We start from the raw sequence: 20,726 nt of genomic DNA, 5'->3' as shown, positions 1-20,726 counted from the left end.
TTTTTTTCTTCGGTCGTTAGTCTTTAAACTGATTCACTTAATAAAATCATTCCCCATGATACAATCTCTTTTTAAGCGGTTTCTGTTGTTGGTTCTTATTGCCTCCCCTGCCTTCTGTTATGCACAAATGTTTTCCGTAGGTGATGAAGTGGAACAGAGGTCTAATCCTTTTGCCCCATACATCCGGGTTGGCATACAGCCTATCGACTTTAGTTATACCGGAAACCCGGCCGCCCTCAACTCACATCAATCATTGGCATTTACCGGGACGGCTGCTCACATCTCTTTTGAATCGGGTGGATTTAATATTGGTGCAAGCCTGGGTAACGACATGACCGGCCTGGACGACAGAAACTACTTTGACCTGAACATCAACTTTACAAATCCTTTCTATTTTGTGAGAAGACCTAACTTTGGTCTAGGGGTACCCATTCAATTAGGTTCAAAGATAACCAGCGTTCGGAGTGATGATATAAGTGAAGAGTTTTCTCAAACCAACCTGCATGCCGGAGCAGGAGGAATAGCACAACTCTACTTTCCTGATAAGCTTGGTGTAACGGCTCAATTTATACCCAGCTTTGGTTTCAGTACTGCGAGTGGGGGGTTAATTGGAGGTAATGTTTTTTCAATGAGAGGGAAAGCAAGGGTGAATTTCTACAACCTGATTTTTGGAAGAAACATAAGTTTGGGCTATGATTACATATTCGACTCCTACGATATTGACGGTGACGAATTTGATTACGATTTTTCAGGACATATACTAACACTCGGAATTTCCCTTTGAAGCCAGAAAAATTTCTTCTCGAACTCGAACAAATCCTTGAACAGGCGGGCTACACCCTCCGCAAAGAGCGGGGTTCGTTTCGCGGGGATGAGTGTATAATTGAAGGACAGAAGCTGGTGATGGTTAATAAGAACAAGCCGGTAGCTTCGCAGCTTGGAACTATGGGGCGGGTGCTTGGCCAAATTGATTTGACGGGTGTGTACATTAAACCGGCCGTCCGTAAAAAACTGGAAGAACTTTGGGATCAGTTGGCGGTAACCCCTGAAGAAACTTCTGAGGATTTTGAGTTAGAATGAAAATTACTTTTCTGGGTACGGGTACGTCTATGGGAGTTCCTGTTGCGGGAGGCTTTAGGCGCGAAGAACTTTCACATGATCCAAGAAATGAACGCACTCGCTGTTCCGTATGGATTCAGGTTCACGGAAAATCGATCCTGATTGATGCCGGGCCCGAATTCAGAGTACAAAGCATTCGCTCGCGCATCAAAAAGATTGATCATTTTCTCATTACCCACGAACACATGGATCATGTTTCCGGGATCGATGATCTCAGAGTTTACTCCTATATAAATAAAGCCCCCATTCCCGCATACACTTCCGGGCAATGCATCGAGTCTATCCACAAGCGCTTTGATTATATGTTTGGGGAGAACAAGTATCCCGGATCTACTTCTCTTGACCTGAACGAAGTAACCTCTTCTTTTAAATTAGATGAAGAAATCGAGGTTACTCCTTTACCGGTACAACACGGCGATTTGGATATTCTGGGATTTCGGGTAAATGACTTCTCGTACCTGACGGATGTAAAACATATCCCTGACGAGACACTTGAGCTCATAAAAGGCTCCAAAGTGATTGCGCTGAGTGCGCTGCGATGGGAACCGGAACACCCCACTCACTTAACCATTCCTGAGGCTGTTGAGGTGTTGGAGAGTCTGAATATCCCCGAAGCTTACCTCATTCATATGAACAGTTATGTGGACCACGAGCCTACCAATAAAAAGCTGCCGGATCATATCAAGTTGGCATACGACCAGCTTTCGATTCAGGTGCCGGATTAAAGAAACTTCCGATAATCTTCGTTCTCTTTTAACTGCTGAACGATCTCCTTCACATTTTGAGCTTTATCCAGCTTGCACACCAGAATAGCATCCTCCGTTTCAACTACAGCCACACCTTCCAGTCCAACAACCGAAATCATTTTTCCGCTTTCTGTAGAAATGTAATTTTTTGATGATTCACTGAACGTTGCCTGCTTGGCATTAATAACATTTCCATTGCTGTCCTTATCCCCCAAATCATAGGCGGCTGTCCAGCTACCCACATCATTCCACCCAAACTCACCGGGTACTACAAAAACCTGCTGCGCATGTTCCATAATTCCGTAATCTATGGAAACAGATTCACATGCACGGTAAAACGTATTGATAGATTCCTCGTGATCAACTCCATAAACTTCCTTGCCGGCTTGCTTAACCTGCTCGTACATGTCAGGTAAATGCTTATCAAATTCTTCCAGAATAGTTTTGGCCGACCAAATGAACATTCCGCTGTTCCAATAATAATCTCCTGAATCTAAAAACTCCCTGGCTGTTTCTATATCCGGCTTCTCTTTGAAGGCCTTAACCGGATGAACCGTTTTATGCGCAAAAACTTCTTCTGATTCATCATCACCGTGGATGTACCCATACCCTGTTTCCGACCGGTCCGGATGAATTCCTATAGTAACCAGGTTCGATCCTTGTTTCGCCTTTTCTATGGCCGCCTTTAAGTATTTATTGAATGCTTCCGGATTTGTGATGTGATGATCGGCCGGCAGAACCACCATAACGGCTTCCGGGTCTTTTTTATAAAGCATTTCTGCAGCAATGGCCACACAAGGAGCCGTATTCTTAGCAACCGGTTCACCAACAATATTCTCAGCCGGAACTTTGGGCAGTTGCTCTTTAACGATGTCCACATAGCTGTCGTTAGTAACCACCATCACATGCTCCTGAGGAATAAGCCCCTCTATACGTTTGGCCGTATTCTGGATCATAGTTCCTTCCCCAAAAAGAGAAAGAAATTGTTTAGGAAGCTTTTTTGTGCTTTTTGGCCAGAACCGTGTACCCGACCCGCCGGCCATTATTACTGCATATACCATAAATTTTATACTTGTGTCACTGTTGGTTTAGGAAGGAAAGTACGATTTATATAATCAAACCTGAACCGGATCCAGGCGCCGAAGACTGATGGTGAAGGTTGAGCCTTTGTTAGGTTCACTTTCAATGCTGAACTTTTCTCCGTGCGCTTCCATAATATGCTTGACAATAGCCAGGCCGAGCCCTGTTCCGCCCCGCTCTCTGGATCGGGATTTATCAACCCGGAAAAATCGCTCCGTTACCCTTGGGATATCTTTTTCATCGATACCAATGCCCGTATCTTTAACCGAAACAAAAACACGCTCCGGTTGTTTGGGCTTCGTAAACACATTCACCTCTACTTTTCCATTTGGCACATTGTATTTAATGCCATTTTCCACCAGGTTAATCAAAACCTGCTTCACCTGATTTTTATCCGCCTTCACCTTAATGTTTTTGTCAAAGTCGTGCACAATCAGCTTTATATTCTCTTTCTCTGCTTTGTAATTCAGGCTTTCGATAATGTCGTGCAGTACTTCATAAAGGTAAATTTCCTCGATCTCCGATTTTAGCTCACCGGTTTCAAGCTTGGAGATTTCCATCAAATCTTTGGTGAGATAAATAAGCCGGTTTACATTCCGCATCGCTTTTTTCAGGAAATCCCGGTTTACCTCTTCATCCTCTAATGCCCCGTTCAATAACGTTTCTATAAACCCCTGGATGGCAAAAATGGGAGTTTTCAACTCGTGAGAAATGTCGCCGATAAATTCTTTGCGATAGTTCTCTATACGGTTCAGTCGTTGAATTTCGCGCTCAATGGTTCGGCTCGATTTGATCCCCTGCTTCACCAGGTAGTCAACTTCATCATTGTGGGTTGATGTTACATTTTCGTACTCCATGAACCGTTTGCGCGCCATGTTCTTAAACAAGCGCTCGATAGTATCAATTCTCTGGTGAGAAACAAAGTAAATGACGGCATAGGATGTCAGGAATATTAGACCACCCACAAGAGCAGAAACAGACCCGGCGTCTTTTGGGGTGAAATTATACCCCAACCACATCAGCAGAAAGATAAGCGCTGCTGAAATCAGTGAAATGTAGATGGCTGCACGAAGGCCAAAGCGAAAAACGCCTCGCTTCTTCTTTTTAGATTTACTCATTCTTTAAATCTGTAGCCCACTCCTTTTACTGTTTCGATGTAATGATCTCCCAATTTCTCCCTGATTTTTCTCACGTGTACATCAACGGTACGATCTACCACATAAATATTATCGCCCCATACTTTGTTGAGCAGGGTTTGGCGATCTCTGACTTTTCCCTTGCGGCTGGCCAGGTAGTATAAAAGTTCAAACTCTTTGCGGGGAAGCTGAAATTCTTCGTCGCCGCGCGTTACAATGTATCGATCTTTGTCAATGGAAAGATCATGAACATCGAGCCGGTCAACATCTTCCGTGGTTTCATCAAACCTGCGCATCACGGCTTTGATGCGGGAAATCAATTTTGTGGTACTGATGGGCTTGGTTATATAATCATCACCACCTTTATCGAGACCTTCCACTTCTGTTTTTTCATCACTGCGGGCGGTCAGGAAAATAATAGGGATTGATTTCAGGTCTTCATCGGCGCGCATGGTCTCCACGGCTTCCATCCCATCCATTTTCGGCATCATGATATCCATCAAAACCAAATCCGGCTTATGCTCTTTGGCAATTTTGATACCCTCTTCACCATTTTCAGCCTTCAAAACGGCAAAGCCTTCTTTTTTGAGATTATATTCGATCAGGTCGAGCAGATCCTTTTCATCATCTACTACAAGTATGGTTTGTTTAGCCACGGCGTCAGGTTTTTGTGAAGATTTTCAGATAAACAATGGTACTAATGTACCATGTTAATAGAAAATGAATGAGGATTAAGAAATTGTTACCCGATTCCCTTTAAAATAAGCAGTTTTTAGCGTTTTTCTCTTTCTTTGCTTATCGCAGTAAATAACCGACATTCGCCGGTTGATGCAGCAACCATCCCGTTAAACTGTACCGGGGCACATTTGTGGTTAACACCTCATGCTCAATGGTATCACTTTTAAAAAGTAACAGCCGTTTGGAATGGGGCTCAACTGTAATCTCCTCTCCATCTTTGTAAATAATAAGTTCCCCGCCATCTCCCTTTTTCCAGTCTTTGTTGAGATATATAAGAACGGTTATCTGCCGGTTGGTACGTTCATTAAACTGATCCAGGTGCCGGTGATAATGAGTGCCGGCCGGGTACTTGGCTATATGAAATTCCGACCCCGATAAACTCAGGTAGCAATATCGTCTCAGGCTTTGAACCAGCTCATCTTTTAAATCAAAGAAAAAGGAGAGCTCCTGATCTCTTTCTTCATCCAGCCAGTAAATGAAATCTCCACGGACTTCTGCTTTTAACTGGAAATCATTCTTAGCCCCGATTCCGGCTTTCTTCAGTTTGTCACTTTCCTCCGCTTCAGTGAAAAAAGCCATTATCCTATCGTAGAACTCATCAGAGATGAAATCATCCACAATAACATAATCTTGTTCTGCCAGCTGATCCATCCAGCTAACCCATGTTTCATCTGTAAAAGTCATACTATTCAATAAATTAGATAAGCTTGTTCTCTCTTCAGATAATGAAATTACCCTTAATTTCAGAATAAAAGAATAGGCAGAATCAACGAGTGTATTATTTAATTTTGAGATGCAAAAATCAAAGAAATAATTTCATACAAACGCTCTTGTTTGAACTCATTTTCACCTTCGGTATCCACCCGATGAACCATTACCAGCTTTGAACCAGGATAAACCCCCAACATGTGAGCCCCTGCTCCGGTATGATAGAACGATTTCGTTTTGCGTTGCTCATTGGGAATCAAAACACTCCACAACATACCATATCCAATATTTACATACCTGTTGGTAAGCGAGTAAGAAGTGGTGCTGGCCTCAACCCAACTTTCGGGCACAATCTGCTTTCCATTCCACCGCCCTTCATTCATATATAAGACACCATATTTTGCCAAATCATGAGCCGACATTCTGAAGTGATACGCCGGATATTTTGATTTACTTTTTTCGTACTGATACACACCATCTGTATCCGGAAGCTTAGCCTTTTCATCTTCTCCATCCAGTTCTGCAAACTTCCCCTGGTAGTGGAGCATTCCCAATGGAAGGGCAATTTCTTCATAAAAAAGATCGAATATGGATTCTCCTGTTTTCATTTCGAGAATGTAGCCAAGAGTGTTGAAATCCCAATTGTTATAGTAAAAATGCTCATTCGGTTTGAACGATCCCCGCTCCGGTTTTCCAGCCAACATACCACGGGAAACAGCAGCAGCATTATGGTACACCCCCGATCTGGATTTTAACAAGTCTGCAACTGTGGCCTGCTTTTCCATCGGGGTTAAGGAGGGTTCAATATCATCAATGCCCAAGTCTGCTAATGTAGCACTGGTATCTATCACCCCCTTCTCCACGAAAATTCCGTATAAAGAACTCAACAACGCCTTTCGTATGGAATGTATAACATGCTTTCTGTCCGTTTTGCCCCAATCAAAAAATACCTGCCCGTCATACACCAGCAAAAGTGCCGAAGAGCCTGAGCTTTCCAGATAATGTTCCAGTTTTTTAAGAGAGTCAGCATTAAAGCCCGCTTGTTCTGCCGACATCTCAGAAAGTCGGGTTTTGGGAACTTGCGTGAACGCAACCGAATTGAGAACAAAAAGAACAACTAAAAATACTGATGAAAACTTCATTAACTTTTGCTGGTTATCTGTGACCGTAATAAGACTTAATTTTCAGAAGAAAGTTACGACCGGCTCAAATAAACAACATCCTTTCTTTTAACTTCTCTTTGATTAATATTGCTGCATGAAATTTTTCACTTCCCAGATCAGCTACTTCGTTTCTAACCGAAATACCCGCACCAACATCCGGCGGCTTATCCGCTTTATGCTCATTTTATTGGGGATGATTATCTTATACGGGGTACTTTTTCATGAAATCATGGAGATGGAGGGGCAAAAGCATTCATGGATGACCGGTTTTTACTGGACCCTCACCACCATGACCACCCTCGGTTTTGGCGACATCACATTCACTTCTGATTTAGGCCGGGCCTTTTCCATTCTTGTGTTGATTTCCGGGGTGATTTCCCTGCTCATCATGCTACCTTTTACCTTTATTGAATTTTTCTACGCCCCCTGGATGGAGGCTCAACATCGTGCACGAGCCCCCCGGGAGCTTCCCAAAGGCACCAAAGATCATGTTATCATTACCAGCTTTGATGCCGTAACCAAAGCACTGATCGAAAAGCTGGACCAATACGGACATGAGTATGTGCTTCTGGTGGATGAACTGCAGCAAGCCCTTGATTTATATGATCAGGGATACCGGGTGATGCTTGGTGATGCCGATGACCCGGAAACCTACCGTAAAATGAATGTGAAAGATGCAGCCCTGGTAGTTAGTGGCGGCACCGATATGTTTAATACCAATGTGGCCCATACTATCCGGGAATTCAGCGATGATGTTAAAATCATCTCTACGGCCAACTCATATGATTCCATTGATATCCTGAAATTAGCGGGGAGCAATCATGTGCTTCATATGGGGAATATTCTGGGGCGAGCCCTCTCCCGGCGAACATTAGGGCAGGATGCCCGGGTGCACCCGGTGGGCAGATTTGGTAGGCTTGTAATTGCAGAAGCCACCACCTATAACACTCCGCTTGTCGGCAAAACTCTGCGGGAAAGCCGGTTACGTGAAGATATTGGTATTAATGTAGTAGGAATATGGGAGCGCGGTACTTTTGTGGGCTCCCACCCCGAAGTGGAGATAAAAAGTCACAGTGTATTAGTTTTGGCGGGCTCGGTCCAGCAATTACGTAAGTATGACGAGCTATTCGGTATTTACAGCATCAGTGATGACCCGGTTGTAATTATCGGTGCCGGACGTGTAGGAAGGGCGGCTGCCTATCACCTGAAGAGAAGAAACATTAAGTTTAAAATTGTTGATAAGAATCCGGAACGCATTCGTAATTCTAAAAACTTTATACTCGGCGATGCCGCCGACCTGGAAACCCTGAAGAAAGCAGGTATTGAAACCGCCCCAAGCGTTATCATCACTTCTCATCTGGATGATGTAAACATTTATCTCACCATTTACTGCCGCAGCCTTCGCCCTAATATCCATATTATTTCCCGTTCAACTTTAGAAAGAAATGTACATACCCTGCACCGCGCCGGAGCTGATTTTGTAATGAGTTATGCCTCAATGGGTGCGAATGCCATCTTTAATATTTTTGAAGAGAATGATATTGTGATGATTGCTGAAGGGCTGAACGTATTCAGCCTTAAAACTCCCTCTAAAATTCAGGGTAAATCGCTTATTGAATGCGACATCCGAAATAAAACCGGCTGTAACGTGATTGCCTACCAAAAAGACGGAAAGCAGGTTATTAATCCGGATCCAAAAGAACCGATTCCTTCTGAGAGTGAAATTATACTAATCGGGCAGGCGGATGATGAACAACGATTCATCAGCCATTACAAAAAACAAGACGATTAACCGGTCGGTTCTTCCTTACTCATTTTCCGTGCAAGGACCATGGCTTCGAGTATAATCCAAATCGTGAATCCAAGAATGACAGCTCCGAAAATAAAAAGCAGCATGTTTCCTTCCGAATCACCGTAACCCGACCAGTCAAAAATTACCTGTTTACTCATGGCCCAAAGCGTCATGATTAACAAGAAAATCATAGGTACCAGGGTGTACACAATACTTCGTCCATTTCTCTTCAGCCAGATGCTCACCAACAGTAAACTAATTCCCGCCAACAACTGATTTGATGTTCCAAACAACGGCCACAGCAAGTACCCCCCGGAACCCAGGCCTCTTGGTCCTTCGGGGAGCAGAACCAATGCTGCACTGGCTCCAACGGCAATCAGCGTAGAGGTGTGAAGTTTAGTAAGGGGCTGTACTTCATACTCTTCACCCAACTCGTTAATGATATAGCGCATCAGCCGAACGGAAGTGTCCAGCGTGGTTGCCGCGAAGCTGATCACAATAACAGCAATAATCGTCTTTGCCGCTTCGAGAGGAATGAGCAGTGCTGTTGCTAATTGGGCGGCTCCTTCCACAAAAATAGTTAACCCAACGGCTCCCGCCTCCGAAAAGGAATGATAGACATCCGTAAATTCGCCGGTGGTGTTGAAATAGGTTACAATTGCCACAATGGTGATAAGCGCCAGTGAACCTTCCCCTATAGCCCCGATGTACCCAACAAAGCGCGCATCGGTTTCATTATCCAGCTGCTTGGCAGTTGTTCCTGAAGAAACTAATCCATGAAATCCGGAAATAGCACCGCAGGCAATGGTTATGAATAGAAGTGGGAACCAGCTCACATCCGAAGTTTCGGGATTGGTTGCCGGTGCAGTAATTTCCGGACTGCTCACAAATAATCCCAAATATAAAATACCCAAACCCAGAACCAGCTGATAAGCGTTAATTAAATCGCGCGGTTGTAATAATAACCACACAGGTAAGGTTGAAGCGAAATACACATAGATCATTAAAATGACAATCCAAACGAAAAAAGCCATTTCAATACCGCTCAATCCGAATAAAACGGCATTATCAGCTCCCCCAAAGTATTGTATCAGGTCTATTTGAAGAACCGGCACATAGCTGGCGATGATTGCCGTGAAGTACATCACAAAAAGCACCAGGATGGTAGGGATGATCATACCCCCTGTTTTTTTGAACGACCGATAGCCTATCCAAATAGCCAGGGGAATTTGGATAAAAATGGATAGAACCGTTGCCGGGAAGCTTATAAAGAGATTAGAGATCACCCAGGCAAACACTGCATTCACCATCAGCACCAGAATCAGAATGATAAAGAGAAACAAGAGTTTTGCACGTGAACCGATTAGTTTGTCAGCCAGGGTACCTACCGATTGTCCTTTGTGGCGAACGGATAAAACCATGGTACCGAAATCATGGACTCCGGCCGCAAAAATGGTCCCTAAGACCACCCAAAGCATAGCCGGAAGCCAGCCCCAGTATACCGCAATAGCCGGCCCCACAATAGGCGCAGCCCCTGCTATAGAAGTAAAGTGATGACCAAGCAACACCCACTTATTGGTGGGAACGAAATCTACCTCATCGCTGAACTCATGAGCCGGCGTCATAAAATCAGGGTTGAGCCTATAGATTTTTTCTGCCAGGAATCTGGAGTAATACCGATAGCCGATAAAAAATAACACTAACGATGCCGCTGCGACCCAACTTGCCTGCATAATTGATTCCGGTTAATTATTAAGTTCCAACAATCTGCGACTTAATTACTATTTTTCATTTTGTGATGCAAGCCAACCTGAAACACCAATGTACCAGCGAGATTTTCTTATAAAACTTGTACAGGCCCGAATGCCCTTCGGCCAATACAAGGATCGGTATATCACGCAGCTTCCCGTTCACTATCTGGAGTGGTTTTCTCGCCAGGGCTGGCCCAACGGTCAGCTTGGGCAATATCTCGCCACCATGTTTGAGATTAAAACAAACGGGCTCGATGATGTACTTAAACCTATTATCCGCCAACACCGATAAAAAATTTCATTTTGTGTGTAACATATTTTTTACACTACGTAAAGAACTTTTGACATCTAACTAACTCCATTTATTATGTCAAAACAAGAAATTTTATCGTGGACCTCTTTAGGATTCTCTCTATCCGTTGTATTCTTTTATGTAATGTTCGTTTTTGGCTGGCCTGATACGATTCCTGATTATTCCGACCGGTTTGTTAAGATCTTCTTTAATGTATTCTGGGTTGCAGTAATTGTGGAATTTATAATAGACCTGACGGAAAGTAAGAACCAGGTCAACAAAGATGAACGGGATGAAAAGATTGAAGCTATCGGCCATAAAAGAGCCTATCCTTATCTTAGCTATCGCTGTTATTCTGTTCCAGGTGTTACTCTCCAATCTTATTGGCATGGGCGATAACAACTACCTGTTACTTGGACAGCCCAACATGATTTTCCATGCCTTATTCCTGGTTCTATTTACAGCCAGTATTGTGAAGCGAAGCTCCATGCTTTACTACTATCGAAAGAGCTATTGATATGGAAGACGGACAAATTGTAAATCAGATTCGAAAGCTTCGGTTTATGCATGATGAAATGACCCAGGCTGAACTGGCGGAAAAAGTCGGGGTAACGCGCCAGACCATCAATGCCATAGAAGCCGCTAAATACTCTCCTTCTTTAGAGCTGGCTTTTAAAATTGCGGCCGTATTTGATAAACCTTTGGAAGAGGTATTCAAATATAAAATGTAAGTTCTACCAACTTTTTCATTATAAGGCTTTTTTATTCGCAGCTTTTCTCGCTCAATCCAATAAGCTGTGGATAACTTTTATTTTCATAATGATGCTGATCCTTCCCCGGTCTTCCTGAGCTATGTCTTCTCATCAATACATCAATACCTCAATAAACAACACCTTAGCTAAAAGCCTTTCTCAGATAAGAAATCCCTCATCCGTTCAATAAAGAATAATCCATTCCTGTCGATAAACAATTCGAATCGGGGTAAAAAAGCCCCTTAACAAATGAACCCGGATTTTGATGTGGATAAGTCGAAAGAAGAGTTCAATACAACAAACATAAATTTATTCATCATGTTAAAAATGAAAATTTCGGCTTTAGCAACTTTTCTTGTGTTGGTGGTTGGTTTGGAAAACGCTTATACACAAGGCTTTTGGGAGCCGGTAACTAATATTACAGGATACATTTCCACAGAGTTTAATTATTTCGATGACCTTGATGGTTATGAAGTAAGCTACGGTGCCGCCGTATCTGAAGCAGGCATGTTAGTAACCTACCGGCCTACTTCAAATTTCAGTATTAAAAGTGTATTTGTTTACCGTCCGGGATATGACTTCGACCTTATGCTCAACGAAGCGTTTGGTGAACTCAATACCTCAGATGCTTTAAAAATTAAAGTAGGACGTTTCCTGACTCCATTAAGTCCGATGAACACCTACTACTATGCACCGGTAAATACCAGTGCAACTCTGCCAATCATTATTACCAATAATGAAAACTTTCCTCTGAACATAGATGGTATTTCTCTGAATGGTTCACTTGGTGAATCATTTAAATTGAAATACGATGTTTTCGGAGGCGGATATACCAACTCAACCTGGAAACCTTCCGGAGCCATTAGCTTTTTTGGGCAGGAAGTTCCTTACTACAAAGCTCAGATCAATTCCCAGTTTACCATTGGTGAATCTTATAATGGATCTTACAATGTAGGCGTTGGCGGTAAAGTCAGTGTAGCTTATGAAAGCTATGTTGAAGTAGGTGCCGGCTTCTTTAATCCTAAAAAAGAAACCATGCCTATTGCTATAACCTTGCCCCAAAATGCATTAGGTGCAGGCTCACCGGCTATGAATATTACCTCACCTACAGGCATTAAACGACCTACATGGGGTTATAATGCAAAACTTAAATACGGAAATACCGAAGTGAATGCAGAGTATTGGACCGGTGATATACAGCTGGATGCCATTGCTTATGACTTTACCGGAGGAGCAGGAAGCCCAACCGTGCTTCAGGCAGAAAGTGAAGTTGAATTAGAAGGACGTTTTATTCAGTTAAGTCACCGCATAGATAAATTCATTCCTTATGCCCGGTACGAGTTTCAACATACATCTGACGCCAAGTACAAAAGATATTCTGCAGGGATTAACTACAAGCCCAGCTTTACCCGTACTGTAAAATTAGAGTATGTGCATTACGAACATAAGTCCGGCAATATCAATGGACTTGTTGCTGCCTTAATCTATTCATTCTAAAGGAGTAAAAATGAACACCATGAAAAAAATATTTATCACAGCTGTCCTCCTCCTTGTTTTTGGAATGAGTGAACTGGCTGCGCAATCTTTTAAAGTGATTGTGAACGAAGCGAATGCTACCGAAAGCATTTCCAAAAAAGACCTCTCAGACATTTTTCTGAAGAAGAAAACCAAATGGAATAGTGGTTCTGATATTACACCTGTTGATCAGGGTATCCGTTCTACAACACGTGCTGCTTTTTCTTTGGAAGTGCACGGACAGAGTATCGGATCCATCCGAAGTTACTGGCAGCAAGCGGCCTTTTCAGGTGCCGGAACTGCACCTTTGGAAAGATCAAGCGATGCTGATGTAATTGCTTTTGTGAAATCGTACCCGGATGCGGTTGGTTATGTATCTGAAGCTGCGGATGTATCCGGAGTTAAGGTTCTAACCATCGAATAATCCTGATAAAAATAGAGTAGTACGATCTTATCTTTTACGATTAAGAAAAAGCCGGTTATAAAATTAATCGGCTTTTTTTATATCCAAAGCTCAAAAAGTTCGACTGGATAAACGGTAAGGCTGGGCAGTTGAATCAATATCTATTTCAAAACTTATGATTCCCAGTACCAGTCCTTCTTTGGTGATTACGTCCACCTTCCACTCTCCTTCCATCATCTTATTCTTGTAGGTATATCCCCGAAATCCTTCATCCCGGCCGCCTGTTATTTCGAAACCGATTTCGTCTATTACTTCCCAATTATTGGTATGTGGACTATACCATTTCCACCGGTGCAATACATCTTTTCTGAAATCAGATGGAGCAAAAATGGACGTAAATACATACACATTAGATCCCGGTTCATATTCAAACTGATGTCGGTTATCCTTCCAGATTTTATACCAGGGCTCACGCTCATAGGTCACAACATACGTGTCATCGCTGCGCTCAACATGATGAGCAACCAAGCCTTCATCCAGTGCAAGAGGAACCGGAGGAATTAAGTTGAAGAAGTAAAACGTATGGATAAGCAGGTATATTCCAAAAATGAAGCCCAGCATCTTACCAAAACTTATTTCTTTTCGGGTTGATGGGCTGACGTTGTAGATATAAATAATCAGCCCAAGCGTGATCCCTAAACTAATGGCACCCGACAGCATAAAAATAAACTGATTTATGGTTCCAACTACCATCGGTACAAAGAAGGTGAAGAAGGTAAAGTTCACAAAAAAGTACGCGCTGAACTGAAGGTACTTGTTAGAGATCCGTTTCTTGAGCAACTCATTTGCAAATAACAACACCACAAGGATGATGAAGAAAATGACCGTTTTGGAAAAGGATACGCTTCGGGAAAAGTAAATCACGTATGCGCTGCATAATCCTCCCAAAAAAAACTGAATGGCTAACGGCAGATAATCCTGATATTTCTCAAAAAAGGTACCTTCCCATTTTCCATCATCAGCAAGATTGAATAGGTACAGACAAACGGTAAGTGAACTAAGGTATGTACATAAAATGATGCGATCGTATAAGCGATCAATTCGTCCAAGAGTCAGCGAATCCCACACAAAACCGGCCATAAAAAAGACCACCGGTAAATACCGCTGGTTAGCACGCACAAAATCCCGAAACCTGTTGATCATGTAAGATGCATTAATACTTCATTTAGAATTGACATCTAAGATAGGGCAGAAGGATGTTTTTATCAGAAAATATGTTGAACCATGATTAGAAGGATTATGAGATTACCTTGATTTGACCTTTACAATCCTGGTCATTCTTTTATCCCGTAAATTGTGGTTCAAAGATAGTTGGCTTTCCCTATTTTTTTTACTTAATCAGTGTCATCTTTTTTCTTTCTACAAAAGAGGATGTTTTCAACTCGTAGAAGTAGATACCGCCGGAAAGTTGGGAGGCATCGAAGGTGATAGTATGATTTCCTGTCGATTTTAGTCCGCTATACAATTGATCCACTTTTCTACCCAGAATATTATAGACAGAAATCACAACGCTGGAAGGTTGTAATAAAGTAAACCTAATATTTGTGGTAGGATTAAAAGGATTGGGATAGTTCTGTTCTAAACTGATACCGTGAGCTTGGGTTGGGTCTTTATCCTCAGAAGAGGTTATCACTCTAAATCGGTTGTTTCTGTAAATCCGTTGATTGGTAACCAGGTACCCTGTTTTATTTTTTGTGAAAAGAACATCATTAATTTGCGTGTCGGGGTCGATAACCGTTTTGGTCCAGCTGTTAAATCCATTTGTTGTTTCCAGCAACACACCCTTATCCCCGGAAACAAATACCGTATCCTCACTGATTCCATTAATGGATATATAATCATTAAGAGGGAGCTCGATAACCTGCCAGGTATTTCCTAAATCATGAGACTTAAAAAGCTTTTTTGGATATCCGCGGGAATTTGACAGAACATACACCGAATTTCCCTCTATATAAGAATCCACAAAATAATGGGAGAGTATATTTTTCTCTTTTACCGGAAGGGGAAGCGGATTTAAATTCTCGCCGTCATCCGAAGTTCTGTACACAAAATAATTAGTTATAAACAAGTTTCTCTGTCCGCCCCCTAATTTGAAATCGATCAGGGTTTCCCGCTCATACATGGTTTCTCCATGGTTACCGAACAAAGTGCTATAATCAGCTATGGTTTCCCACGATTCTCCACCATTGGTCGATCTCAGTAATTTTCTACCACCCACATAAATGGTATCCCGGCCTATGGTGAACATAGACTCCAGGTAAAGTGGCTCATCCACCCCAAGCAGATCTACCGACCATGATTGTCCCCCATCTTTGGTTCTATGGAGATTGTCTTCCGGGCCTAAAGCCAGTCCGTTTAAAGAATCATAAAAAGTGAATTCTTCAATGTTATATACTTCCGGTATTTGAAGAAATTCGCTGGTCTCAAAGCCATCATTTGTTTTGTAGAAATGATCGTACCCGTTGTAAAGGGCAAAACCCAGGTCATCATCCAGAAAGTAGAGTCCGCCAAAAACGTACGAATCAGTTCTATACACCTCTTCCCATTGAGCAAAGGCTGTGCTTGTACTGAAAAGACATAAAAAGAAAAGCAGAAATTTTTTCATACAGACTGAATTTTTTATCGGCTTCTCTCAATAACAGCACATTCAGCCAAATAGTTTAACAGCCTTAGAAATGAAATATAAGTGGTTTTTTTAAGGCAGAGCCACCTCTGCTTCAAAATTTCCCTTTATCGAAATCTCATCACCCGGTTCATAACTGTTGAAAGAACGCTCTACAACCACTCTAAAATTAAAACTTCCCCTGATTTTATTAGATGAAGTATTGTAATTGGTAACCGTGACGGAGGGAACCACACTATCGTAATCAAGGCCGGCATAAGTTCCGATAGCATCACCACCGGTAACAAAATAATAAGAAGGTTTTCTAACCTGGTATTTACCTAAGCTTCCATCAAAATCAACAATAGAAAACTCAAGGTTTTCTGAATTTTCCCATTCTCCTTTTCTGCCAATGATAACAATGTCTGCATTTCCCACATCATTCTGATAGGCAAGAGCCTCAGCTGAAAAGGATTTAGATCCTATATTCGCTTCAAAACTTTTACCGTCTGAATCGGCATTAAATATGGAACACCCGCTAATGAGTACAACAGTAAATAGTAAAAGTAGTTTTTTCATGAGGTTGGTAACTATAGTTCGTTTTAAGTTAAACTAATCATTAACCGATTTATTATCTCACAGTTCCAATCTTAAAAACCTCTTCTCCCAAATTTTCCGCTCTTTTAGTAACAGCATCCACCTGATCTTCAGAAACCACGGCAATCAGTCCAATTCCTAAATTGAAGGTAGCTTGCATATCCTCTTCCGGTACGTTCCCGATTTCCTGGATCAGGTTATATACCGGAGGACGTTCCCAGCTGTCCCAGTTTATATCCAGTTTGAGTCCTTCCGGGAGAATACGCTTGGTGTTCCCTACAATTCCGCCGCCGGTGATATGGGAGAAACCATTCACCCCGTTCATTTCTTTCAACTCAGTAATTAATGGCAGATAGGACTTGTGAACTTTGAGCAGTTCATCCCCTACCGTACTTCCCAACTCTTCTACATAGTTTTCTACTTTATACTTACTGAAAAGCACTTTTCGGGCAAGAGAATATCCATTGGTGTGCAGCCCGGTGCTTTTGAAGCCCAACAGTACGTCATCTTTTTCAATGTCGGATCCATTGATCACTTTGTCTTCATCCACGATACCTACGATAGTGCCGGCCAGGTCAAATTCACCGGAATCGTAAATATCCGGCATTTCGGCTGTTTCACCTCCAATCAGAGCTACACCATTTTCTTTGCAGGCTTTGGCAAATCCTTTTACCACATCCACACCTACATGCTGCTCCAGCTTTCCGGTCGAAAAATAATCCAGAAAGAATAAAGGCTTGGCTCCGCAAACAGCAATGTCATTTACGCAGTGATTTACTAAATCCTGCCCAACGGTATCATACTTACCGGCTTTAAAAGCCACAATGAGTTTAGTCCCTACACCATCAACAGAACTCACAAAAACCGGTTTCTTGTAAGAGCCTAAATCCGGTTTAAAAAATCCTCCAAAGCCACCAATGTTAGAAAGCACTTCCGGTCCGTGAGTATCTTTAACCACGCCTTTAATGGACTCTACCATTTCTTCCCCGGCTTTGATATCTACTCCGGAATCTTTGTATGTAATTTGTTTCTTGTCACTCATGTAATCGTTTATTTGAATTTGCCATGAAGGCTCTAAAACACTAAAGGTTAAGTATTACTCATTCCTCACTTTGGGTAACCAATCGGATATGTGCTAAATGATGATTGGAATGCCAGGCATAGTGATAAGCAGATCTTGCCAGCGTAAATGTTTCTCCGGATTCTGGGTTCGTATAGGTTCGCTCCCATTGGTTTTCATTCAGGCTTTGATAAATACGAACTATCATTTCATGGGTATTTTCAAGCATATCCAGCGTGAGTTCCAATGGAATTTCGAACTGAAAATCTACATGGGCCCATCCATCCTGTTTGTAAGGTCGAATCGTGGGGTTATCTTCCGTCAGGGCTGTTTTTAAACGAACTATGGTGTTTAAATGACTATCAAGCAAATGACTGATTACTTGCCTGACTGTCCAGCCGTTCTCCCGATACGGAGTAAGTAATACATCATCCGAACATCCATCAATTTCTTCTCGGATACGCTCTGGCAATAAAGCAATATCATCAAGCCATTGATCCAGATCTTCCTGAGTGTAGTCCTCAGAAAAAGAAGGTTTACCTATGGGAAATTGGTTATTCATTTTGGAAGAATATATTGCTTAAAGAACAATCTAAATATAGAATCTTTAAGAGAGTGTTTTAAGAACTTTTTGGCTTTCTTTTCCACAGCATAATACAATAAGTATGAGATTTATAGTTTTTGTAGTAGTAGTAGAGACTGTGGATAAGTGGATAACTTTTTTATCCTGAATTTTACCGGCCACCTTAAAAACATGTGGATATTTTTGTGGGAAACCTGCTGATAAAAATCAATAAGTTAAACCGGTTATGAAATTGTTGTTCACATACGCATATATTTTTTACATAAAACCGTGTTCACAACCGTCAACACCAAAAGTTATTCTTTTTGAATGTTGATTATCCGGTTTGATTGTGGAAACTTGTGTACAACTTTGCGGCATTTTAGTTATCCAACTTTTGTTAATGAGTAATCCACATAGTAATCCACATATCCACAGTTTATGAAAGCAGTTATTCAGCGCGTGAAATCATCATCCGTTATGGTCGATAATGAAATAACAGGGGCCATTGATCAGGGACTTTTAGTATTACTTGGAATCCACGAAGACGACACCGATGAACAACTGGAGTGGATGTGTAACAAGATTGCCAAGCTACGAATTTTTGAGGATGAAGAAGGAAAAATGAATCATTCGGTACAAGATGTGGGTGGCGGTATTCTGGTGGTATCTCAATTCACTTTATATGCCAATGCTGACAAGGGCACAAGGCCAAGCTTTATAGAAGCAGCGCGACCCGAAAAAGCCCAACCGATGTATGAGGATATGATAGAATGGTTTAAAACCAATACTGACCTGGGCATCCAAACCGGAGAATTCGGAGCCATGATGAATGTGAAGCTGGAAAATGACGGACCGGTAACCATCATCCTGGAGAAATAAATGGCGGTTATATTCATATTTATAGATGGAGTTGGGCTTGGTGAGAAAGATTCTTCTAATCCATTTTTTGAAAACAGGTATGAGTCGTTTGAAATTCTTACCGATGGTCATTTCAGCAAAGAAGCAAAGCCGGTACAGCAGAAAGATCATCTTTATAAACCGATAGATGCCAACTTGGGAGTAGAAGGATTACCCCAAAGCGGAACCGGGCAAACGGCTCTTTTTACCGGACGAAATGCTGCCAAAGAAATTGGAAAGCATTTTGGTCCTTTCCCTCACTCAGGGATCAAGCCTTTCCTAAAGAAAGAGAGTGTTTTTCATGGGGTGAAGGAGATGGGCAAGAAACCATATTTCATGAACGCTTATCCGCCCATCTTTTTTGAGCATGCTCAAAAAAGAAACCGATGGAGCTGTACGACGTTAATGACCAAAAGTGCAGACCTGAAGCTGAATTCCACCGAAGATGTTCTGAATGAAACTGCTCTTACCGCTGAAATTGTGCAAAATGCCTGGCGTGAGAAACTGGGCATTGATATCCCGAAAATCACCCCAAACGAGGCCGCAAATCGCCTGCTGAATGTAGTACCTGATTATGACCTGGTGCTCTATGAATATTACCTGACCGACAAAGCCGGCCACAACCAAAGCCCGGAAGATGCCGAACGGGTGCTGAAACCGCTGGATGAGTTTCTTCTGCAAATCATTAAAGAAAAGCGCAGCTCAGATACCCTGGTTATCACCAGTGATCATGGCAACCTGGAAGACCTCTCCACAAAAACACATACACGAAATAAAGTGCCCTTGTTTATATTGGGTGAAATCAGCGCAGATTTTGATCAGGTAGAAAGTCTCACTGATGTTAAAGAGATAATGTTGAAATCAATATGAAGAAGAAAGTCCATTTAGTTTTAGGAAGTGGCGGTGCACGCGGGATTGCTCATATTGCCGTTATCGAGGAACTGGAAAAACAAGGATATGAAATCATCGAAGTAATTGGCTGCTCAATGGGTGCTGTTGTTGGGGGTATCTATGCAGCGGGGCAGCTACCGGAATACAAAAAATGGCTCACCAGTCTTTCCCGCAGGGATGTTTTTGAACTGCTGGATTTCACCTTCACCAAGCAGGGATTTATAAAAGGAGAAAAGCTTTTTGCCAAGCACCTGGAGGTAACCGGAAAATTCAGTATTGAGGATTTTGAAATTCCCTTTACGGCTGTTGCCACCGACATGAAGAACAACGAGGAGGTCCATTTTAAGTCGGGAGATTTATATAAGGCACTGAGAGCCTCCGTTTCTATTCCGGGATTTTTTGTTCCTGTAGTTGATAACGGCCGGGTGTTGGTAGATGGCGGCGTGCTCAATCCCCTTCCCATAAATCTTGTGGAAAAACGGGACGATGCTATCATTGTAGCGGTAAACCTGAACGGAAGGTACAATCCGGCATATGACAGAAAACCCGGCCCGGATCGTATTCAGGAAGTACAACAATGGTTTGAGAACCTGTTGCCTGATGCGGTAAGAGAAAAGCGGAAAAAGAAACAAAAAACAGAGCAGGAAGAAGAGTCTTTTTCACTCATTGAGCTCATGGACAGCACCTTCAGTTTTACCCAGGATCGGCTCACCGAACTGATGATCGATATCCATAAACCAGACAAGCTGATTGAAATACCCCGAAATGCCAGCGGCATGTTCGATTTTGATCACGCCAAAGAAATATTGGAAGTCGGCAGAGAATCGTATAATAAAGTCATGAATGAGTAAAGGGGAGC

At 42.3% G+C, this 20,726-nt stretch carries 23 protein-coding genes; 12 read left to right on the top strand and 11 right to left on the bottom strand.

Going from position 1 to position 20,726, the window contains the following annotated elements; all coding sequences use genetic code 11:
• The first annotated feature begins 55 nt into the window (after positions 1-55).
• The 3 genes from JJ941_RS09015 to JJ941_RS09005 are packed head-to-tail and all read left to right on the top strand — an operon-like array spanning position 56 to position 1,844.
• Positions 56-784: a hypothetical protein gene (locus tag JJ941_RS09015; RefSeq protein WP_290964058.1), complete on the top strand. Its 729-nt coding sequence runs from the start codon at positions 56-58 to the stop codon at positions 782-784.
• Positions 781-1,080, top strand: a complete 300-nt coding sequence (locus JJ941_RS09010; protein ID WP_290964056.1) for a hypothetical protein — start codon at positions 781-783, stop codon at positions 1,078-1,080. The genes JJ941_RS09015 and JJ941_RS09010 overlap by 4 nt, the downstream gene beginning before the upstream one ends.
• Positions 1,077-1,844 (top strand): MBL fold metallo-hydrolase, encoded by a 768-nt coding sequence (locus JJ941_RS09005; RefSeq protein ID WP_290964053.1) that lies wholly within the window; start codon positions 1,077-1,079, stop codon positions 1,842-1,844. The genes JJ941_RS09010 and JJ941_RS09005 overlap by 4 nt, the downstream gene beginning before the upstream one ends.
• Here the strand turns inward: JJ941_RS09005 and JJ941_RS09000 are convergent.
• The 5 genes from JJ941_RS09000 to JJ941_RS08980 form a co-directional block, all read right to left on the bottom strand.
• Entirely contained in the window at positions 1,841-2,926 is a 1,086-nt protein-coding gene (locus JJ941_RS09000) for a mannose-1-phosphate guanylyltransferase (protein WP_290964050.1), read from the bottom strand. The two genes, JJ941_RS09005 and JJ941_RS09000, sit on opposite strands and share 4 nt — an antisense overlap.
• A 54-nt stretch (positions 2,927-2,980) precedes the next feature.
• The gene (locus JJ941_RS08995) at positions 2,981-4,063 is read right to left on the bottom strand and encodes an ATP-binding protein (protein WP_290964047.1); all 1,083 of its coding nucleotides are present in this window, start codon (positions 4,061-4,063) and stop codon (positions 2,981-2,983) included.
• A complete protein-coding gene (locus JJ941_RS08990) occupies positions 4,060-4,737 on the bottom strand; it encodes a response regulator transcription factor (RefSeq protein WP_290964045.1) in 678 nt (225 codons plus the stop codon). Before JJ941_RS08990 ends, JJ941_RS08995 begins: the two co-directional genes overlap by 4 nt.
• 139 nt (positions 4,738-4,876) lie before the next feature.
• On the bottom strand, positions 4,877-5,503 hold the full coding sequence (locus JJ941_RS08985; protein ID WP_290964043.1) for a 2OG-Fe(II) oxygenase: 627 nt from the start codon (positions 5,501-5,503) through the stop codon (positions 4,877-4,879).
• A gap of 98 nt (positions 5,504-5,601) precedes the next feature.
• The gene (locus JJ941_RS08980; RefSeq protein ID WP_290964040.1) at positions 5,602-6,669 is read right to left on the bottom strand and encodes a serine hydrolase; all 1,068 of its coding nucleotides are present in this window, start codon (positions 6,667-6,669) and stop codon (positions 5,602-5,604) included.
• Between the two features lie 115 nt (positions 6,670-6,784).
• Between JJ941_RS08980 and JJ941_RS08975 the strand changes: the two genes are divergently transcribed.
• Positions 6,785-8,482: an NAD-binding protein gene (locus tag JJ941_RS08975; RefSeq protein ID WP_290964038.1), complete on the top strand. Its 1,698-nt coding sequence runs from the start codon at positions 6,785-6,787 to the stop codon at positions 8,480-8,482.
• Here the strand turns inward: JJ941_RS08975 and JJ941_RS08970 are convergent.
• A complete protein-coding gene (locus tag JJ941_RS08970) occupies positions 8,479-10,215 on the bottom strand; it encodes a carbon starvation protein A (protein WP_290964035.1) in 1,737 nt (578 codons plus the stop codon). The genes JJ941_RS08975 and JJ941_RS08970 overlap by 4 nt on opposite strands.
• A gap of 88 nt (positions 10,216-10,303) precedes the next feature.
• Between JJ941_RS08970 and JJ941_RS08965 the strand changes: the two genes are divergently transcribed.
• From JJ941_RS08965 to JJ941_RS08945, 5 genes are all read left to right on the top strand, one after another.
• Entirely contained in the window at positions 10,304-10,525 is a 222-nt protein-coding gene (locus tag JJ941_RS08965; RefSeq protein ID WP_290964032.1) for a DUF3820 family protein, read from the top strand.
• 292 nt (positions 10,526-10,817) lie between these two features.
• Positions 10,818-11,042, top strand: coding sequence for a hypothetical protein (locus JJ941_RS08960; RefSeq protein WP_290964029.1), 225 nt, complete (start codon positions 10,818-10,820; stop codon positions 11,040-11,042).
• A 1-nt stretch (position 11,043) separates the two neighbouring features.
• On the top strand, positions 11,044-11,256 hold the full coding sequence (locus JJ941_RS08955) for a helix-turn-helix transcriptional regulator (protein WP_366069242.1): 213 nt from the start codon (positions 11,044-11,046) through the stop codon (positions 11,254-11,256).
• Positions 11,257-11,526: 270 nt separating this feature from the next.
• Positions 11,527-12,774, top strand: coding sequence for a hypothetical protein (locus tag JJ941_RS08950; RefSeq protein ID WP_290964026.1), 1,248 nt, complete (start codon positions 11,527-11,529; stop codon positions 12,772-12,774).
• 19 nt (positions 12,775-12,793) lie between these two features.
• Positions 12,794-13,216 carry a substrate-binding domain-containing protein gene (locus JJ941_RS08945; protein WP_255134123.1) on the top strand — a complete coding sequence of 141 codons (423 nt, stop codon included), beginning with the start codon at positions 12,794-12,796 and terminating at the stop codon, positions 13,214-13,216.
• 90 nt (positions 13,217-13,306) lie between these two features.
• Here the strand turns inward: JJ941_RS08945 and JJ941_RS08940 are convergent, their stop codons facing one another.
• The 5 genes from JJ941_RS08940 to JJ941_RS08920 form a co-directional block, all read right to left on the bottom strand.
• Positions 13,307-14,398 (bottom strand): DUF2914 domain-containing protein, encoded by a 1,092-nt coding sequence (locus JJ941_RS08940; protein WP_290964022.1) that lies wholly within the window; start codon positions 14,396-14,398, stop codon positions 13,307-13,309.
• Positions 14,399-14,585: 187 nt separating this feature from the next.
• A complete protein-coding gene (locus tag JJ941_RS08935) occupies positions 14,586-15,860 on the bottom strand; it encodes a YCF48-related protein (protein WP_290964019.1) in 1,275 nt (424 codons plus the stop codon).
• 90 nt (positions 15,861-15,950) lie between these two features.
• Positions 15,951-16,436 carry a hypothetical protein gene (locus JJ941_RS08930; protein ID WP_290964016.1) on the bottom strand — a complete coding sequence of 162 codons (486 nt, stop codon included), beginning with the start codon at positions 16,434-16,436 and terminating at the stop codon, positions 15,951-15,953.
• A gap of 52 nt (positions 16,437-16,488) precedes the next feature.
• Entirely contained in the window at positions 16,489-17,496 is a 1,008-nt protein-coding gene (purM, locus tag JJ941_RS08925; RefSeq protein WP_290964013.1) for a phosphoribosylformylglycinamidine cyclo-ligase, read from the bottom strand.
• 58 nt (positions 17,497-17,554) lie between these two features.
• On the bottom strand, positions 17,555-18,076 hold the full coding sequence (locus JJ941_RS08920) for a YfiT family bacillithiol transferase (protein ID WP_255134132.1): 522 nt from the start codon (positions 18,074-18,076) through the stop codon (positions 17,555-17,557).
• A 441-nt stretch (positions 18,077-18,517) separates the two neighbouring features.
• On the opposite strand from JJ941_RS08920, the gene dtd reads away from it, so the two are divergent.
• From dtd to JJ941_RS08905, 3 genes are read left to right on the top strand one after another with little or no spacing between them, the layout of a single operon-like run.
• Positions 18,518-18,958 carry a D-aminoacyl-tRNA deacylase gene (gene dtd, locus JJ941_RS08915; RefSeq protein WP_290964007.1) on the top strand — a complete coding sequence of 147 codons (441 nt, stop codon included), beginning with the start codon at positions 18,518-18,520 and terminating at the stop codon, positions 18,956-18,958.
• Positions 18,959-19,846, top strand: coding sequence for an alkaline phosphatase family protein (locus JJ941_RS08910; protein ID WP_290964004.1), 888 nt, complete (start codon positions 18,959-18,961; stop codon positions 19,844-19,846).
• On the top strand, positions 19,843-20,718 hold the full coding sequence (locus JJ941_RS08905; RefSeq protein WP_290964001.1) for a patatin-like phospholipase family protein: 876 nt from the start codon (positions 19,843-19,845) through the stop codon (positions 20,716-20,718). Before JJ941_RS08910 ends, JJ941_RS08905 begins: the two co-directional genes overlap by 4 nt.
• Positions 20,719-20,726 lie beyond the last annotated feature (8 nt).

It is taken from the genome of Gracilimonas sp. (assembly GCF_017641085.1).
GTDB lineage: Bacteria > Bacteroidota > Rhodothermia > Balneolales > Balneolaceae > Gracilimonas.
This window is presented reverse-complemented; position numbering and strand designations above follow the sequence as displayed.

Coding starts and splice junctions, on each gene's coding strand:
- JJ941_RS08985 (WP_290964043.1), bottom strand. CDS start 5,503: ATGACTTTTACAGATGAAACATGGGTTAGCTGGATGGATCAGCTGGCA.
- JJ941_RS08975 (WP_290964038.1), top strand. CDS start 6,785: ATGAAATTTTTCACTTCCCAGATCAGCTACTTCGTTTCTAACCGAAAT.
- JJ941_RS09005 (WP_290964053.1), top strand. CDS start 1,077: ATGAAAATTACTTTTCTGGGTACGGGTACGTCTATGGGAGTTCCTGTT.
- JJ941_RS08905 (WP_290964001.1), top strand. CDS start 19,843: ATGAAGAAGAAAGTCCATTTAGTTTTAGGAAGTGGCGGTGCACGCGGG.
- JJ941_RS08910 (WP_290964004.1), top strand. CDS start 18,959: ATGGCGGTTATATTCATATTTATAGATGGAGTTGGGCTTGGTGAGAAA.
- dtd (WP_290964007.1), top strand. CDS start 18,518: ATGAAAGCAGTTATTCAGCGCGTGAAATCATCATCCGTTATGGTCGAT.
- JJ941_RS08995 (WP_290964047.1), bottom strand. CDS start 4,063: ATGAGTAAATCTAAAAAGAAGAAGCGAGGCGTTTTTCGCTTTGGCCTT.
- JJ941_RS08930 (WP_290964016.1), bottom strand. CDS start 16,436: ATGAAAAAACTACTTTTACTATTTACTGTTGTACTCATTAGCGGGTGT.
- JJ941_RS08935 (WP_290964019.1), bottom strand. CDS start 15,860: ATGAAAAAATTTCTGCTTTTCTTTTTATGTCTTTTCAGTACAAGCACA.
- purM (WP_290964013.1), bottom strand. CDS start 17,496: ATGAGTGACAAGAAACAAATTACATACAAAGATTCCGGAGTAGATATC.
- JJ941_RS09015 (WP_290964058.1), top strand. CDS start 56: ATGATACAATCTCTTTTTAAGCGGTTTCTGTTGTTGGTTCTTATTGCC.
- JJ941_RS08955 (WP_366069242.1), top strand. CDS start 11,044: ATGGAAGACGGACAAATTGTAAATCAGATTCGAAAGCTTCGGTTTATG.
- JJ941_RS08980 (WP_290964040.1), bottom strand. CDS start 6,669: ATGAAGTTTTCATCAGTATTTTTAGTTGTTCTTTTTGTTCTCAATTCG.
- JJ941_RS08940 (WP_290964022.1), bottom strand. CDS start 14,398: ATGATCAACAGGTTTCGGGATTTTGTGCGTGCTAACCAGCGGTATTTA.
- JJ941_RS08965 (WP_290964032.1), top strand. CDS start 10,304: ATGTACCAGCGAGATTTTCTTATAAAACTTGTACAGGCCCGAATGCCC.
- JJ941_RS08950 (WP_290964026.1), top strand. CDS start 11,527: ATGAACCCGGATTTTGATGTGGATAAGTCGAAAGAAGAGTTCAATACA.
- JJ941_RS08970 (WP_290964035.1), bottom strand. CDS start 10,215: ATGCAGGCAAGTTGGGTCGCAGCGGCATCGTTAGTGTTATTTTTTATC.
- JJ941_RS09000 (WP_290964050.1), bottom strand. CDS start 2,926: ATGGTATATGCAGTAATAATGGCCGGCGGGTCGGGTACACGGTTCTGG.
- JJ941_RS08960 (WP_290964029.1), top strand. CDS start 10,818: ATGAAAAGATTGAAGCTATCGGCCATAAAAGAGCCTATCCTTATCTTA.
- JJ941_RS08945 (WP_255134123.1), top strand. CDS start 12,794: ATGAAAAAAATATTTATCACAGCTGTCCTCCTCCTTGTTTTTGGAATG.
- JJ941_RS08920 (WP_255134132.1), bottom strand. CDS start 18,076: ATGAATAACCAATTTCCCATAGGTAAACCTTCTTTTTCTGAGGACTAC.